Source organism: Nonomuraea sp. B12E4, assembly GCF_039871825.1.
In the GTDB taxonomy this organism is placed as follows: domain Bacteria; phylum Actinomycetota; class Actinomycetes; order Streptosporangiales; family Streptosporangiaceae; genus Nonomuraea.
In genome coordinates this window covers 59,740-74,360 of the sequence record NZ_JBDPME010000009.1, presented here as the reverse complement: position 1 = coordinate 74,360, position 14,621 = coordinate 59,740, and the positions used below count along the sequence as shown (strand labels likewise).

The 14,621-nt window shown below is 71.9% G+C and carries 16 protein-coding genes; 7 read left to right on the top strand and 9 right to left on the bottom strand.

Features of this window, described 5'->3' with window-relative positions; translation table 11 throughout:
• Positions 1-2 precede the first annotated feature (2 nt).
• Together ABGB18_RS21465 and ABGB18_RS21460 are read right to left on the bottom strand one after the other, a co-directional pair.
• Positions 3-1,553 carry an MFS transporter gene (locus ABGB18_RS21465; RefSeq protein ID WP_347697333.1) on the bottom strand — a complete coding sequence of 517 codons (1,551 nt, stop codon included), beginning with the start codon at positions 1,551-1,553 and terminating at the stop codon, positions 3-5.
• 456 nt (positions 1,554-2,009) lie between these two features.
• Positions 2,010-3,326 carry an MFS transporter gene (locus ABGB18_RS21460; protein WP_347697332.1) on the bottom strand — a complete coding sequence of 439 codons (1,317 nt, stop codon included), beginning with the start codon at positions 3,324-3,326 and terminating at the stop codon, positions 2,010-2,012.
• A 128-nt stretch (positions 3,327-3,454) separates the two neighbouring features.
• Between ABGB18_RS21460 and panB the strand changes: the two genes are divergently transcribed.
• Positions 3,455-4,285, top strand: a complete 831-nt coding sequence (gene panB, locus ABGB18_RS21455) for a 3-methyl-2-oxobutanoate hydroxymethyltransferase (protein WP_347697331.1) — start codon at positions 3,455-3,457, stop codon at positions 4,283-4,285.
• Between the two features lie 191 nt (positions 4,286-4,476).
• Here the strand turns inward: panB and ABGB18_RS21450 are convergent, their stop codons facing one another.
• Both ABGB18_RS21450 and ABGB18_RS21445 read right to left on the bottom strand, forming a co-directional pair.
• Positions 4,477-5,454, bottom strand: a complete 978-nt coding sequence (locus tag ABGB18_RS21450) for a pyridoxal-phosphate dependent enzyme (RefSeq protein WP_347697330.1) — start codon at positions 5,452-5,454, stop codon at positions 4,477-4,479.
• A gap of 44 nt (positions 5,455-5,498) precedes the next feature.
• Complete coding sequence (locus tag ABGB18_RS21445; protein ID WP_347697329.1) at positions 5,499-6,671, bottom strand: aminotransferase class I/II-fold pyridoxal phosphate-dependent enzyme; 1,173 nt, start codon at positions 6,669-6,671, stop codon at positions 5,499-5,501.
• Positions 6,672-6,730: 59 nt separating this feature from the next.
• Here ABGB18_RS21445 and ABGB18_RS21440 point away from each other — a divergent pair, with 59 nt between their 5' ends.
• Positions 6,731-8,161 carry a PLP-dependent aminotransferase family protein gene (locus tag ABGB18_RS21440; protein WP_347697328.1) on the top strand — a complete coding sequence of 477 codons (1,431 nt, stop codon included), beginning with the start codon at positions 6,731-6,733 and terminating at the stop codon, positions 8,159-8,161.
• A gap of 13 nt (positions 8,162-8,174) precedes the next feature.
• Entirely contained in the window at positions 8,175-8,867 is a 693-nt protein-coding gene (locus ABGB18_RS21435; RefSeq protein WP_347697327.1) for an alpha/beta hydrolase, read from the top strand.
• An 8-nt stretch (positions 8,868-8,875) separates the two neighbouring features.
• On the opposite strand, the gene npdG is transcribed toward ABGB18_RS21435, so the two are convergent.
• Positions 8,876-9,529 carry an NADPH-dependent F420 reductase gene (gene npdG / locus ABGB18_RS21430; protein ID WP_347697326.1) on the bottom strand — a complete coding sequence of 218 codons (654 nt, stop codon included), beginning with the start codon at positions 9,527-9,529 and terminating at the stop codon, positions 8,876-8,878.
• A gap of 56 nt (positions 9,530-9,585) precedes the next feature.
• Positions 9,586-10,728 carry a lipase family protein gene (locus tag ABGB18_RS21425; protein WP_347697325.1) on the bottom strand — a complete coding sequence of 381 codons (1,143 nt, stop codon included), beginning with the start codon at positions 10,726-10,728 and terminating at the stop codon, positions 9,586-9,588.
• Between the two features lie 175 nt (positions 10,729-10,903).
• On the opposite strand from ABGB18_RS21425, the gene ABGB18_RS21420 reads away from it, so the two are divergent.
• Positions 10,904-11,482, top strand: coding sequence for a hypothetical protein (locus ABGB18_RS21420; protein ID WP_347697324.1), 579 nt, complete (start codon positions 10,904-10,906; stop codon positions 11,480-11,482).
• A gap of 15 nt (positions 11,483-11,497) precedes the next feature.
• On the opposite strand, the gene ABGB18_RS21415 is transcribed toward ABGB18_RS21420, so the two are convergent.
• A complete protein-coding gene (locus ABGB18_RS21415) occupies positions 11,498-12,451 on the bottom strand; it encodes a LysR family transcriptional regulator (protein WP_347697323.1) in 954 nt (317 codons plus the stop codon).
• Positions 12,452-12,523: 72 nt separating this feature from the next.
• Between ABGB18_RS21415 and ABGB18_RS21410 the strand changes: the two genes are divergently transcribed.
• Positions 12,524-12,685 carry a hypothetical protein gene (locus ABGB18_RS21410; protein WP_347697322.1) on the top strand — a complete coding sequence of 54 codons (162 nt, stop codon included), beginning with the start codon at positions 12,524-12,526 and terminating at the stop codon, positions 12,683-12,685.
• On the top strand, positions 12,682-12,810 hold the full coding sequence (locus ABGB18_RS21405) for a hypothetical protein (RefSeq protein WP_347697321.1): 129 nt from the start codon (positions 12,682-12,684) through the stop codon (positions 12,808-12,810). Before ABGB18_RS21410 ends, ABGB18_RS21405 begins: the two co-directional genes overlap by 4 nt.
• A 249-nt stretch (positions 12,811-13,059) precedes the next feature.
• Here the strand turns inward: ABGB18_RS21405 and ABGB18_RS21400 are convergent, their stop codons facing one another.
• Positions 13,060-13,236 (bottom strand): hypothetical protein, encoded by a 177-nt coding sequence (locus ABGB18_RS21400; RefSeq protein ID WP_347697594.1) that lies wholly within the window; start codon positions 13,234-13,236, stop codon positions 13,060-13,062.
• Positions 13,237-13,268: 32 nt separating this feature from the next.
• Between ABGB18_RS21400 and map the strand changes: the two genes are divergently transcribed.
• On the top strand, positions 13,269-14,117 hold the full coding sequence (map, locus tag ABGB18_RS21395) for a type I methionyl aminopeptidase (RefSeq protein WP_347697320.1): 849 nt from the start codon (positions 13,269-13,271) through the stop codon (positions 14,115-14,117).
• 60 nt (positions 14,118-14,177) lie between these two features.
• On the opposite strand, the gene ABGB18_RS21390 is transcribed toward map, so the two are convergent.
• Entirely contained in the window at positions 14,178-14,585 is a 408-nt protein-coding gene (locus ABGB18_RS21390) for an ATP-binding protein (RefSeq protein ID WP_347697319.1), read from the bottom strand.
• Between the last annotated feature and the right edge of the window lie 36 nt (positions 14,586-14,621).

Below are 14,621 nucleotides of genomic sequence, written 5' to 3'. Positions count from 1 at the left end.
CCTCACACTACCGCTGGTTCCTTCTGTTCCGCGTGCTTGGCCGGGCGTGCCTTGCCCGGCATCCAGGTGACCACCACCCCGGCGCCGACGAGCGCGATCACGGCCGACACGAGCGCCGTGACGTGCATGCCGTCGATGAACGCGTTGAACGCGGGCTGGATCAGCGCCTGACCCTTCTCGCCCAGCGCCTGGGCCACACCCATCGTGCCCACGATCGACTCACCGGCCGCGTGCTGCGCCTCGGCGGGCAGCCCCGCCAGCGCGGGTCCCATCTCTCCACGATAGCTGGAGGACAGCACCGAGCCGAGCACGGCGACGCCGAGCGCACCGGCCACCTGACGGACGGTGTTGCTCATGGCCGAGCCGACACCGGCCTTCTCCCTGGGCAACGATTCCATGATCGCGGTCGTGGCGGGCGGCATGATGTTGGCCATCGCGGCACCCTGGACGAAGAAGACGATCTCGATCAGCACGACCGGCGTGCCCTGGTCCATGAACGCGTAGCTGGCCAGCGCCGCGGTCACCACGACCATGCTGACGGAGGCCGACAGCTTGGCGCCGAACCGCTCGTTCACCCGCTGGCTGAGCGGCGCGAAGATGAGCTGCGCCGCGGCGAACGGGATCATCAGCGCCCCCGCCTGCACCGGTGTGAAGCCCAGCACGACCTGCAGGTAGAAGGTCAGGAAGAACATCCCGCCCATCATCGCGAAGAACATGATGCCCATCATGCCGATGGCCGAGCTGAAGCGGACGTTGGCGAAGCTGCGCACGTCGAAGACCGGGTGGTCGATGCGCCGCTCCCACCAGACGAAGACGCCCAGCACCACCAGGCCGAACAGCGTCGGCACCAGCACCTCGGCGCTCGTCACGGTGGCCAGCTCGCCGCCTCGGATGATGCCGTAGACGACCGCCACCAGACCGATGATCGACAGCAGCACACCGACCGGGTCAAGCCTGGACGGCTTCGGGTCGCGCGACTCGGGCACGACGGTGGCGATGAGGATCATGCTGATCACCACGATCGGCACGTTGACCAGGAACACCGAGCCCCACCAGAAGTGCTCGATCAGCAACCCGCCGGTGATGGGGCCGATGGCCACCGCGATGCCCACGCCACCGGCCCACACGCCGATCGCCTTGCCACGCTCCGAGGGAGGAAAGACATTGGAGATGATGGCCAGGGTGGCCGGCATGATCGCCGCACCGCCGATGCCCATGGCCGCCCTCGCGAAGATCAGTTGCATCGGATCCTGCGAGTAGGCGCTGGCCAGCGAGGCCAGGCCGAACAGCGCCATGCCGATGAACAACATCCGCTTGCGCCCTGTCCGGTCACCGATCACGCCGAAGGTGAACAGCAGGCCGGCGAACACGAGCGTGTAGGAGTTGATCGCCCACTCCAGCTCGCTCTGCGTCGCCCCCAGGCCGACGGTCTTGTCGGCGATGGTCTTCATCGCCACGTTGAGGATCGTGTTGTCCAGCACGACCGCCAGCAGGCTGAACACCAGCACGCCGAGGATCCCCCATCGGCGTGGATGCCCCGTATTCGGGTCCATGGAAACATCCTTAATTTCGATACGTCCAAGTTTCGCAACGACACCGTATCGCAAGATATTCCGATACGCAACGGTCCCGTTTCGTAAACCCCAGGTAAACACTTCCCGTCCCCACCCCGCCACTCCGAACGTGCCACCCCGCTCCCCACCCCAGCGCCCCAGACCCGACGCAGGCAGCCGGGTCCCACTGCTCATTGCCGAGCCACCAGGCGGCGGTCCCGCACCCCCGGGGCGTTCAGTGCCGGTGGTTCGGGCCCGCAGATTTCATCCCGGGGCGTTCAGCCCAGGACTTTCACTCCCCGGGCGTTGCGCCCCCGCGCTCGGCCACAGGTCACGTCCACAGCCGCGCGGCCCGGCATTCGTGCCCAAGAGCCCCGGCACAAGCACCCAGCACGAGCGTCCACCCCGGGCGGAGGCCAAGCGGCGTTCGCCCCGGGAGTCCAGCCCCCGGGACGTTCACTCCAGGGTGGGCGCGGGCGTCTGCGGCCTGGCCGGGACCGGGACGGCTGCCGACACCGCCGCTTCCTCCCGTGCGGCCCGTTCCTCCGCCACCGTCGCTTCCTCCCGCGCACCCCGTTCCTCCGTCGGCGCCGGTGTGAAGGCCGGGGTCTCTGGGCGGTGCCGCCAGAACGGCAGGGCCACGGCGACCATGGCCACCCCCACCAGGCCCGCCAGCGCGAACGCCCACCCCGGGCCACTGCCGTCGATGATCGCCCCGGCGATGGGGGCCGAGACGGCGCCGCCGGCCAGCAGGGCCGTGCCGTGCAAGCCCATCGCCTCGCCCCGGGCTCCGGCGGGCACCCATCGGGTGACCACGTCGACCGTGGCCGACAGGGAGGGGGCGCAGAGCAGCCCCGCGGGCAGCAGCGCCAGGGTCACCCAGCGCCAGTCGCCCACGGCCAGGCCCACCGGGACGGTCAGCAGGCCCATGCCGGCGATGAGCGCGAGGGGCGACAGGCCGCGGGACATGCCACCGTACACGAAACCGCCGACGAGGGAGTAAAGGCACCAGGCGGCCATGGCGAGGCCGACCCACTGCTCGTCACCCGCCTGGTTGATGGTGGCGACCAGCGACAACTCGCTCGCGGTGAGCACGAACGTGGCCGCCGCCGCCGTCCCCAGCAGCGCCACGAACGCCGGCGTGAGCCACTGCCGCCTGGGCACCCGCACGGCCTGCTCCACCAGCTCGTCGGCCGCGCGGGTGGGCGCGTTGAGCATGATCAGGCCCAGGCCCCCGATCACCAGCCCGACCCCGATGATCGCCATCGTCTCCCGGCCGCCCAGCGTCGTGATGCCCGCCACCGCCACCGCCGGGCCGACCATGTAAGACAGCTCGACCAGCATCGAGTCCAGCGCGAACGCGCTGCGCCGCTGCGAGACCGGCACCAGGGCGGCCAGGCACTGCCTGGTCACGCTGAACACCGGCAGCGCCAGCAGCCCGGCCACCGCCGTCGCCGCGACCAGCGCGGGGAACGGCAGCGCCCACGCGCTCGCCCAGAACGCCGCCTGCACCAGGGTGGTGACGGCGACCACCGGCCGCAGGCCGTATCTGTCGACGAACCTCCCCGACAGCGGCGAGCCGATCGCCATCCCGACGGTGCTGGCCATGGTGATCAGGCCGGCCTTGCCGTAGCCCAGCTTCATCACCTCTGCCACATAGAGGGTCAGCGCCATGCCCGTGGCCACGGAAGGGACCCGCGCCAGCAGCCCCACCAGCAACAACGTGGGGACGCCGGGGATTTTGAACAGCCGTCGATACGCGGTGAGAGCCATGGGTTTCGTTACCTCCAGAGTGATTCTGGCAAGAGGCACCGACAGTTTTGCAACCGAGTTTCGCGTGACAGGATCGGAGTGTCCGGGGACGCCACTGGGGCGCCTCGAGATGTTTCTGGAGGCTTCATATGTCCTCTTCGACCTCCCTGTACGGCGGCGCCTCAGGCCGCAGAGTCACCGTCCGGGATCTCATGGCCGCCAAGGAGCGCGGAGAGCGGTGGCCCATGGTCACCGCCTACGACGCGATGACGGCGGGGCTGTTCGACCGGGCGGGCATTCCGGTCCTGCTGGTGGGCGACTCGGCGGCGATGGTCGTCTACGGCTACGACTCCACGCTCCCGGTCACGGTCGACGACCTCCTGCCTCTCACGGCGGCCGTCGTCCGAGGGTCGTCGCGGGCACTGGTGGTCGCGGACCTGCCGTTCGCGTCATACCAGGCCTCGCCCCGGCAGGCGCTGAAGTCGGCGGCCCGCTTCATGAAGGAGGCGGGCGCGCACGCGGTCAAGCTGGAGGGCGGCCGCCGGGTCCTGCCGCAGGTCGAGGCGCTGGTCTCGGCGGGTGTCCCGGTCATGGCGCACCTCGGTCTGACCCCGCAGTCGGTCAACGTCCTGGGTGGCTACCGCGTGCAGGGGCGGGGCCAGTCGGGCGACGAGCTCATGTCGGACGCCAAGGATCTGGAGCGGGCCGGGGCGTTCTCGCTGGTGCTGGAGTGCGTACCCGCCGACCTGGCGCAGCGGGTGACGACGTCACTGGCGATCCCGACGATCGGCATCGGCGCCGGGGCGGCCACGGACGCGCAGGTCCTGGTGTGGCAGGACCTGATGGGGCTCACCCCGCACCCGGCCCGGTTCGTCAAGCGCTATTCGAACATGGCCGACGAAATGGACCGCGCCATCCGCGCCTTCGCCGACGACGTGACCTCCGGAGCCTTCCCGGCGCCGGAGCACACCTACAGCTGACCAACCCGGCCGGCTGCCACCACGGACTTGCCGGCGCAGCGGCCGGCCGACTCCCAGCGGCCCGCCCCACGATGCGGGGGCGGGTCGCACCCCCGGCCAGGACCAGGGCCGGCTGAGCTCAGGTGAGCGGCCTCAGCGCGGAGGTCAGGCGGCAGGTGTGCGGGCAGGGTGTCGTGTGGCCGGTGCGGCGGTCAGGTGGTCAGCGTGGTGGGGTCGGTGTTGGCGCCGCACACCACCACCGCCACCCGCTCGCCCTCCGCCGGCCGGTACGCCCCTGACAGCAAGGCCGCGTACGCGGCCGCCCCGGCGTGCTCGGCCGCCACCCGATGCCGTGCCCACAACGTGCGCCGGGCCGCCACGATCGCCTCGTCGGTCACCAGCACGCTCTCCACCCGAGGCCCGGAAAGGACCTCGAAGGCCAGGCCACCGAGCTTGGTGGCTCCCAGGGCGTCGGCCGCCACCCCGCCCACCTCGACCGCCACCGGCTCCCCCGCCCGCAGCGCCTGGCGCAGCGTCGGGATCCGTTCGGGCTCCACGGCCACGATCCGCGGCCCCGCACCCGGGGCCCCGCCCTCCGAGGACCCGGACGAGCCCCCAGCAGAGGAGCCCTCGGACGAGAGCGTCCCCAACGTGATCCCCGCGGCGAACCCGCCCCCGCCGACGGCCACCACCACCGTGTCCACGCCCCCGGTCTGCGCGGCCACCTCCAGCCCGGTGGTCCCCTGACCGGCCAGCACCTCGGCCTGGTCATAGGCGTGCACGCCCAGCGCACCCGTCTCGGCGGCGCGCTTGGCGGCGGCCTCGGCGGCCTCGGAGTAGATGGCCCCCGTCTGGGTGATGTGCGCGCCGAGCGCCTCCAGCCCGGCCACCTTCACCGGGCTCGTCACCTCGGGCACGAAGATCTCGGCCCGCACCCCCAGCTCCCGCGCCGCGTAGGCCACCGCCAGCCCGTGGTTGCCCCCGCTCGCCGCGATCACCCCGCTGGGCGGCAGCGACCCCGCCGACAGCATCCGGTTGAACGCCCCGCGCACCTTGAAGGACCCGGAGTGCTGGAGCAGCTCCAGCTTCAGGAACAACCCCGGCGAGACTTCGAGCACCGGAGTCCGGAGCACGAGCCCGTCGATCCGCCCGGCGGCGGCCAGCACATCCTCATGGGTGACGGTGGTCACGGCTATCCCCTCGATCGCCAGAAAGCAACGAGCATACGGGCAGGCTACGACAGGGCCTGGGACACGTCGGCCCAGAGGTCCTCGGGGTTCTCGATGCCCACGGCGACCCGCACGGTGCCCTCGCCGATGCCGCTGCGCGCCAGCTCCTCGGGGGTGAGCGAACGATGCGAGGTGGTGGCCGGGTGCAGCACGAGCGTCTCGACGCCGCCCAGCGAGGGGGCGAGGAGCGCGAGGCGTACGGCGGCCATGAACTTCTCCCCCGCCGCCCGCCCACCGGCCAGGTCGAACGAGAACACCCCGCCGCACCCGGACAGCAGCCGCCCGGCCAGCTCGTACGACGGATGCGAGGCCAGCCCCGGCCAGTGCACCGCCGCGACGGCCGGGTGTTCGGCGAGCCGGGAGGTCAGGTACGCGGCGTTGGAGCAGTGGCGTTCCATCCGCAACGCCAGCGTCTGGATCCCGCGCAGCGTCAGCCACGACGAGAAGGGCTCGGCCGTGGTCCCCAGCCCGATCCCGTGATGCCACACCTTCCGGTAGAGCGCGTCGTCGGCGAAGACGGAGATCCCGCCCACCACGTCGGTGTGCCCGGCCAGGTATTTCGTAGTCGAATGCACGACGATGTCCGCCCCGTACTCGATCGGGCGGCACAGCAGGGGCGTGGCGAACGTGTTGTCGACCACCGACACGATCCCCAGCTCGCGGGCCACCGCGACCATCCCGGGCAGATCGGCCACCAGGGTCATCGGGTTGCTGATCGTCTCCAGGTAGACCAGCACGGTCTCCGGCCGCACGGCGGCACGCAGGGCGGCGGGGTCGTTCTCCGGCACGTACGTCACGGTGATCCCGAACCGGTCCACCAGATCCTTGATCGACGCCTCGGTCCCGCCGTACAGGGACCGCTGGGCGACCAGGTGGTCACCGGGCTTGAGCAGGGCGAGCAGAACGGTGTTGATCGCACCCATGCCCGAGCCGGTGGCGTGGGCGGCGACGCCGCCCTCCAGCCCGGAGACGGTCAGTTCGAGCGAGCGCACAGTGGGGTTGGTGTAGCGCCCGTAGACGTACGCGCCGTCGGGACTGCCCATGGACTCCGCCATCAGGGCGGGGTCGTCGAAGGTGAAGCCAGAGGTCTGGTAGATGGGCACGGTGATCGGGTGGCTGCCCTCGATCGTCGGGCGGGGCAGGTGCACGGTGCGGGTATCGGGACGAAGTTCGCTCATGGGACCAGAATCTATGCGGACGAGCGCCCACGTCAGAGCCAATGCGGGAGGATTGGTCCATGAATGGAGCCAATCTCGACGACCTGGTCGACCTGCTGGGCCGGTGGGCGTCCGGACGCGGGCCGCTCTACCTGCTGCTCGCGGCCAGGTTCCGGGCGCTGATCGACGACGGCCTGCTGCACCCGGACGAGCAGCTCCCGCCGGACCGGGTGCTGGCCAGGCGGCTGGCGGTGGGCCGGGGCACCGTGGTGGCCGCGTACGACCTGCTGCAGCAGGACGGCCGCGTGGTCCGCCGCCAGGGCAGCGGCACCAGGGTGGCCCCGCTCGACCTGACCGCGACCAGGGCGGCCGCCGGCGTGACGGCCAACCCGCTGCTGCTGCACATCCTGCATCCGCCGGACGACGTGCAGCTCCTGACGTGCGCCGCGCCGGCCGACCCGCCGGAGGCGATGTTCGAGGCGTACGAGGAGGCGGTGGCGCGGCTGGCCGGCATACGCGACCTGGGCTACCAGGTGGCCGGCAACCAGGAGCTGCGGGGCGCCCTGGCCGCGTACTACACCGGGCGCGGCCTGCCGACGACGGCCGAGGAGATCATCGTCACGACGGGCGCGCAGCAGGCGCTCACGCTGCTGACCGGGCTGCTGGTGGCGCCGGGTGACACGGTGCTGACCGAGGCGCCGACGTACCCGGGGGCGCTGGAGGTGTTCCGGCACGCGGCCGCCGTCATCCGCCCGGTACACCAGGACGACGCCGGATCCGCCATGCGAGATCACCCCTCGCTGACCTACTTCGTCCCCACCTCCCGCAACCCCGACGGCGCCGTGATGAGCGACCAGGCCCGCCGCCGGCTGGCCGAGCTCGCCGCCGGGCACGACGTCCCGCTGGTCGACGACGAGGTGCACGCCGAGTTGTGCTTCTCGGGCGAACGGCCGCCGCCGCTGGCCGCGTTCGGGCGGGGCGAGCAGGTCATCACCGTCGGCTCGCTGTCCAAGCTGGTGTGGGGCGGGATGCGGGTGGGCTGGATCCGCGCGGCGGCGCCGCTGGTGTCCCGGCTGGCCCGGATGCGGGCCGTACACGACCTCGGGGGCGAGGTCTTCAGCCAGCTCGCCGCCACGGCGCTGCTGCGCCGCCTGGACGACATCCGCCAGGAACGGGTGCGGACGCTGCGCCGCCGCCACGACCACCTGTGCGCGGAGCTGCGCGCGCGGCTGCCGTCCTGGTCGTTCGAACCCGCCCTGGGCGGCCAGACCATCTGGGTACGCCTCCCGCGCGGCGACGCCGACTCCTTCGGCCAGGTGGCGCTCAGGCACGGGGTCGCGGTGCCGCCGGGGCGCTCGTTCGACCCGCTCGGCGGGCACGCCACCCACTTGCGGCTGCACTTCCTGTTCCCGGAGGACGAGCTCACCCAGGCGGTGGGCAATCTGGCCGCCGCCTGGGCCGCCTACGACGGAGCAGGTGGCACCGTGTCCCGCCATCCCCTCGTCGTCTGAGAGGGTGAAGTCCATGGAGACGACCTTCGTGCTCGTGCACAGTCCCTCAGTCGGGCCGTCGACGTGGGCCCCCGTGGCCGAGTCGCTGGAGCGCCGGGGCCACACGGCGGTGGTGCCCGACCTGACCGGCGTGACGACGGGCGGACCGCCCCCCTACTGGCCGCGGGTGGTGGAGGCCGTGCGCGGCACCGCCCCGGACACCTCCGTCGTGCTCGCCGCGCACAGCAACGCCGGATTCTTCATGCCGCTGATCAAGGAAGGGCTGGGCGACCGGGTGGTGGCGTGCGTGTTCACCGACGCGCAGATCCCGCCGCGCGACGGCCTGATCAAGGTCGCGGAGGAGGAGTTCCTGCCGTTCCTGCGTGATCTGGCCGGCCCCGACGGGATGCTGCCGCGCTGGACGGACTGGTGGGACGAGGAGGACGTGGTGGCCCTGCTGCCCGATCCCGCCGTGCGCGTGCGGGTCGCGGCCGAGCAGCCGCGCCTGCCGCTCGACTACTACACCCAGGCCCTGCCGGTGCCCGCCGGCTGGGACGACGTCAGGTGCTCGTGCCTGTGGTTCAGCCCCGCGTACGAGAGCGTCGCGGAGGAGGCGGGCAGGCGGGGCTGGCCGGTGACCCGGCTGCCGGGCGAGCACCTGCACCAGCTCATCGACCCGGAGGGCGTCGCGGACGCGCTGCTCAAGCTGTCACGGGTGAGCCCCTGATCGGATGCTCAGATGTCGGTGATCCGCAACCCGGCGTGCGCCTTGTAGCGGCGGTTGATCGAGATGAGGTTGGCGGTGAACGCCTCGATCTGCTGGGCGTTGCGCAGCCGGCCGCCGTAGACCCCCCGCACGCCGGGGACGGCCTCGGCCAGCGCCTGCACGATGTCGGTGGCCTCGCGGTCGTCGCCGAGCACCAGCACGTCCAGGTCCACCTTGTCCACCGCCGGATCCATCAGCAGGACGGCCGACACGTGGTGGAAGGCCGCCACCACCGTGCTGTCCGGCAGCACCGCCGCGGCCTGCTGGGCGGCGCTGCCCTCGGCCACCGGCAGCGCGTAGGCGCCCTGCTTGTCGAAACCCAGCGGGTTGACGCAGTCGACGACGATCTTCCCGGCCAGCTCGGCGCGCAGGGACTCCAGCAGCGCCCGGTGGCCTTCGTAGGGCACCGCCACGATCACGACGTCGGCCTCGGCGGCGACGGCGGCGTTCTCGCCGCCCGCCGCGCCGGCCCCGATGGAGGCGGCGGCGTCCCGGGCGCGCTGGGCGCTGCGCGAACCGATCAGCACCCGGTGACCCGCCAGCGCGAACCGCCGCGCCAGCCCCTTCCCCTGGTCGCCGGTGCCGCCAAGGATCGCGATCGAAAGCCCGCTCACATCAGTCATAACCAGATCATGCCAGCTCGCCGGACCCGGACGGCAGCCGGGCCCGGCGAGCCAGGTCAGCAGTTGCCGAACGCGGGCAACCCGTAGATCCGCAACGCCAGCCACTCGACGGCCGGCGGGCCCCCTTCGATGGCGCCCGTGACGTGGTCGGGCGCGGGCAGCGCGGTCCAGCGTACGTTCACGCCCGCCCGGCAGTACTCCGACCGCAGCGTGGACCCGACGGCGATGGGGATGATCTGGTCCCCCCGCCCGTGGTACAGGAACATCGGCACCCGCGGCGCGACGGCCCCCAGCCGGTTCTCGGCCAGGCGGGCGAGCCACTTCGGCTGGTTCATCAGGTCGACCGGGCTCAGGTCGGAGAAGCGCAGCCCGGCCAGCCGGCCGAGGTCGGCCACGCAGTCGTCGGCGGCGTCGGCGAGCAGGGCCCGGCCGCGGTCGTTGAGGTCGGCCTCCAGGTCGAGCTCGGGGTAGGCGGCGTCGAGCCCCAGCCCGGCGGCGGCGGCCAGCCCGAAGTCGGGGCCGCCGTCCAGGTTGCCGGCGACGGCGTGCAGGTCGGCCGGCACGCCCCCGGCGGCGACGCCCCTGAGCCGGAGTTCGGGCGCGTACGACGGCTGCAACTGGGCGGCCCACCCGGCCGACGCGCCGCCCTGGGAGTAGCCCATGACGGCGACGGGCGCCCTGGTGGACAGGTCGGCGCCGGACACGCGGGTGGCGGCCCTGATCGAGTCGAGCACGGCGTGCCCCTGCGAGATCCCGGCCATGTACGTGTGCGGGCCCGGCGTCCCCAGCCCCTCATAGTCGGTCACGGCCACCGCGAACCCCTTGAGCAGGAAGAGGCTCACCAGCGCGAGCTCGGCCTCGCGGCCCTGGCTCATGCTGACCGAGGGGGCGCACTGGTCGCCGAGGCCGTGGGAGCCGACGGCGTACCCGATGATCGGGCGCGGGCCGAGCAGGTAGCGGCCCTTGGGCACCAGCAGCGTGCCGGAGACCGTGTTGAGCGCGCCGGTGGCGGAGGTGGAGTGGTAGAGCAGGCGCCAGGCGTTGACGGGCACCTCCAGCAACCTGCCCGGCAGGAGGTAGACGCTGGTGGGCTGGGCCGAGACCACGTCCCCCGCAGCCGCGGCGTGGGCCGGGGCCGCGATGAGGGACATGATCGATAACAGGATCGCGGACATGCTGACGCGGACACGTGAGTTCATGTGCCGCCCCTCTCCCTGAGGATCACCTACTTGGGACCGGCGGCGCCGCGAGCCGATCGTTACCCGAGGGTAACTCCATGTCAAGGCCCGAAATGACGGGAAAACACATCCTGTGTCAACAGCATCACTTTCGAATCAGCCACCCCGCTCGTGCCATGTCAGGCACCATGGGCTTATGGACTCGGGATCGGTGGCCTTCCTCCGCGAACTCCTGGCCGAAACCGGCTGGCTGGAGCGCGCCCGCGAGCTTGGCCTGGCCCTGCGCGCCACCCGCTCACCGGGCGGCCTGCTGGTGGTGGGCACCCCCGACGAGGAGCCCTGGCACGTGACCGCGCACCTCAGCGACGAGGCCAGGCTGGCCGGCCTGCCACAGCTCGCGCCCACCCTGGTGCGCTGGGCACCGCCTCCCGGCGCGCCCGCCCACCTGAGCGTCGGGCTCGACCGCCTGGAGCAGGCGGCCCGCGGCGAGACGCTGTTCGTGCTGACCGAGCAGCAGGCGCCGGTCCCGCTGCTCGAACGCGTCGACGACGCGCGCCGCACCGGGGCGACCATCCTGGCGATCGAGGGCGGCGACCCGGAGCTGACCGGGCTGGCGCACGACGCGATCGCGGTGCCGCGGGACGGGCTGATGACGTTCGACGGGGCCCAGCACCTGGTGAGCGCGGCGGCCGGCGAGATCGAGCAGCGCCCCCGCCTCCGCGACCGCCTGGCCCGCCTCCTGGACAAGGTCAGCGGTCCCCAGATAGCCGACTGACAGCCGCCCGCAGCCTCACTCTGTGGCGGCGGGCGGGCCGAGGCGGTCGCGCAGTGTCGTCTCCAGCGCCGCCGTCGCCTCCTCGATCGCACCGATCACCACGGCCTGCACCGGGTCCGGTTCGCCCGACCTGGTACGGCTGACCCGCGTGACGGCGTCCAGCCTGCGCGCCCCCACATCGCCGAGCTCGCTCACCCACACCTCACCCACGGGCACGTCCAGCAGGGCCAGCGCGGGCACGATCGCCACCCCGTGCCCGGCTGCCACCAGCGCGAGCGCGGACTCGAAGTCCGAGATGACGTGTGTCTTGCGCGGCTCGAACCCGTGCAACCCCGCCAGCCGCTCCAGCGCCTGCCCGGTCGCCTGGTTCGGCTCCCCGGCCACCCACGGGAGCCGCGTCAGATCCGCGACCGTCCGGGGCGGATCCGGCATGCCGGGGGGCAACACGATGCGGTACTCGTCCACGTACAGGAGCCTCGTGCTCAGTGACGGCTGCGACAGCGCGGGCAGGCCCATGTCCTGCTCGGTGAGGAGCACGTCCACCGAGCCGAGGCGCAGCTCCTGCAGCGCGGGCTGCCCGTAGATCTCGTGGATGACCGGGGCGATCTTGGGATGGCGTACGGCGAGGTCGCGGATGGCGGGCACCAGCACGTGCCGGATGACCGTGGGGAAGGCGGCGATGCGCACCGGCCCGGCCAGCCGCTCGGTGAACCGGGTGAGCTCCCGCCGGGCCTCCGTCAGCTCCTCCTCGACCCGCTCGGCGTACCCGGCCAGCACCCGCCCGGCCGGGGTGAGGGAGACGCTGCGCTGGGAGCGGTCGATGAGGGCGAGACCGACCTCGCGCTCGAGATGGGCGAGCTGCTGGGAGACCGCCGAGGGAGTCAGGAAGAGCGCCTCGGCGGCGCGCATCACACCGCCACGGCGGGCGACCTCGTGCAGAACACGCAGCCGCCGAGGATCGATGTCCATGCAGGTCAGCTTACGCCTTACTTGGTGAAACTTTACTTGTGCTATACATCGTGAAATCCGGACAAGTGTCCCATGAATTCCTTCTTCGCCGCCGACGGCCGGACCGGCGCCGCCGTACCGGTGACCGGCCTCGCCCTGGTCCCGCCCTCCCGGCTGCCGGGCGACCGGGGCGGCCGCCCCGGTGGGGGTGGCCGGATGATCGTCGAGCTCAGCCACCGCATCGTGAACGGATGACCACCTACCCCGGCATCCCGGCGCCCCGGCTGGGCGTGCACCTGAGCAGGGAGGACTCCCGCCGGGCGAACGCCCCGCGCACACGATCCCGCTCCGGGCGGGCATCCCCCTGGTGGAACACCTGACCGGCCTGGCCGCCCTGCCCGACGAGGGCTTCCGTTTCCACGCCGCCCCACCGCCGATCACCGGCCTGGGCACGTTCCCCGTCGGGGCGTACGCCATCGTGCCCTGACAGGGCGCCTCGGGTGCCCGAGCCGGCCACCCGAGGCGCCCTGACAGACCACCACGGATGCCCGGACCGGCCGGCCATCCAGCGCGCGGCCAGGCCACCTTGGGTGCCGCGGCCGGCGATCACGCCTTGACGGGCGGAGCCTCTAGTCGTCGTCCTGGTCGGCCTCGTCCCAGGCTTTGTTGCGTTCGGCGGCGCGGCGCAGGGCGCCCGCCGCCTCCTCCTCGGACACGTAGGGACCCATCCGGTCCTTGTTGGGGCAACCCGCATCCGGCTCGACCCGCATGTGCTTGAGACAGAACCACCACTGGCCTTCGCTCACGCGGTCAATTCTGCCCCGTAGACTCAGGTTTCATGACGACACTGCTCCAGCCTGGGCGAGTCTCGCCCATGCGAAAGGTCCCCGCCCACATCGAGCGGCCGGAGTACGTCGGCAAGAAGCGCCCCAAGACCGGCGAACCCGACGTGAAATCCGCCGAGATCATCGAGCGCATGCGGGTGGCGGGCAGGATCGCCGCCCAGGCGCTGGAGGAGGTCGGCAAGCACGTCCAGCCGGGCGTCACCACCGACGAGCTAGACCGGATCGGCCACGAATTCCTCATCGGCCACGGCGCCTACCCGAGCACCCTCGGCTACAAGGGCTATCCGAAATCGCTGTGCACGTCGATCAACGAGGTCATCTGCCACGGCATCCCCGACGACACGGTGCTGCAGGACGGCGACATCGTCAACGTCGACATCACCGCCTACATCGGCGGCGTGCACGGCGACACCGACGCGACCTACCTGGTGGGCACGGTGGACGAGGAGTCGCGCCTGCTGGTGGAGCGCACGCGCGAGGCCACGATGCGCGCGATCAAGGCCGTCGCGCCGGGCCGCCAGCTCAACGTGGTGGGGCGGGTCATCGAGGCCTACGCCAAGCGCTTCGGCTACGGGGTGGTGCGCGACTTCACCGGTCACGGCATCGGCACGAGCTTCCACTCCGGCCTCATGGTGCCCCACTACGACGACCCGTCGCTGCGGGTGGAGCTGGTGCCGGGCATGACGTTCACGATCGAGCCGATGCTGACGCTGGGCACGATCGACTACGACATCTGGCCCGACAAGTGGACCGCAGTGACCAAGGACCGCAAGCGCACGGCCCAGTTCGAGCACACGATCCTGGTCACGGACACAGGCAGCGAAATCCTCACCCTCCCCTGACCCCACCACCGATGCCCGGGCGCAAGCCGCCCGGGACACCGGCGTCCGGGAGCCGTCACGTCACCGGTTTTTGGAAATCACCCCCGACACCGTCGTGCCCTCTCCCAGCACGCTGTTGACCGACAAGCCGCCACCGATCTCCGCGAAGGCCGCCCGCATCCGGGCGATCCCCCGCCCCGCTCTCGTCATGGCAAAACCCTGACCGTCGTCGCTGACGGTCATCCGCAGCCCGCTCCGGCCGACCGTCACGGCGATGGAAACGGTCCGGGCCCTGCTGTGCTTCTCAACGTTGGACAGAGCCTCGCGCATCGCGGTCATGACGCCGCTGGAAACCGGCGACGGCACGTCCGTGGCGGGCAACGCCCAGGTCTCGACGGCAATCCCCGTCCGCTCCGACCACTCGGCCAGACAGCCCTCGAGCGCCTCGGCCAGGCTCTGCCCCCCGAGCATCCGCGTCTCTTCCGACAATGGTTCTCGCCTTCCTCGGCACCCGGGCGGACGCCG

Bases quoted from the DNA above. Each gene is read 5' to 3' on its own strand.
- ABGB18_RS21440 (WP_347697328.1), top strand. From the start codon at position 6,731: ATGAATGGAGCCAATCTCGACGACCTGGTCGACCTGCTGGGCCGGTGG.
- ABGB18_RS21445 (WP_347697329.1), bottom strand. From the start codon at position 6,671: ATGAGCGAACTTCGTCCCGATACCCGCACCGTGCACCTGCCCCGCCCG.
- ABGB18_RS21405 (WP_347697321.1), top strand. From the start codon at position 12,682: ATGACCACCTACCCCGGCATCCCGGCGCCCCGGCTGGGCGTGCACCTG.
- ABGB18_RS21415 (WP_347697323.1), bottom strand. From the start codon at position 12,451: ATGGACATCGATCCTCGGCGGCTGCGTGTTCTGCACGAGGTCGCCCGC.
- npdG (WP_347697326.1), bottom strand. From the start codon at position 9,529: ATGACTGATGTGAGCGGGCTTTCGATCGCGATCCTTGGCGGCACCGGC.
- ABGB18_RS21460 (WP_347697332.1), bottom strand. From the start codon at position 3,326: ATGGCTCTCACCGCGTATCGACGGCTGTTCAAAATCCCCGGCGTCCCC.
- ABGB18_RS21425 (WP_347697325.1), bottom strand. From the start codon at position 10,728: ATGAACTCACGTGTCCGCGTCAGCATGTCCGCGATCCTGTTATCGATC.
- ABGB18_RS21420 (WP_347697324.1), top strand. From the start codon at position 10,904: ATGGACTCGGGATCGGTGGCCTTCCTCCGCGAACTCCTGGCCGAAACC.
- ABGB18_RS21410 (WP_347697322.1), top strand. From the start codon at position 12,524: ATGAATTCCTTCTTCGCCGCCGACGGCCGGACCGGCGCCGCCGTACCG.
- panB (WP_347697331.1), top strand. From the start codon at position 3,455: ATGTCCTCTTCGACCTCCCTGTACGGCGGCGCCTCAGGCCGCAGAGTC.
- ABGB18_RS21465 (WP_347697333.1), bottom strand. From the start codon at position 1,553: ATGGACCCGAATACGGGGCATCCACGCCGATGGGGGATCCTCGGCGTG.
- ABGB18_RS21435 (WP_347697327.1), top strand. From the start codon at position 8,175: ATGGAGACGACCTTCGTGCTCGTGCACAGTCCCTCAGTCGGGCCGTCG.
- map (WP_347697320.1), top strand. From the start codon at position 13,269: ATGACGACACTGCTCCAGCCTGGGCGAGTCTCGCCCATGCGAAAGGTC.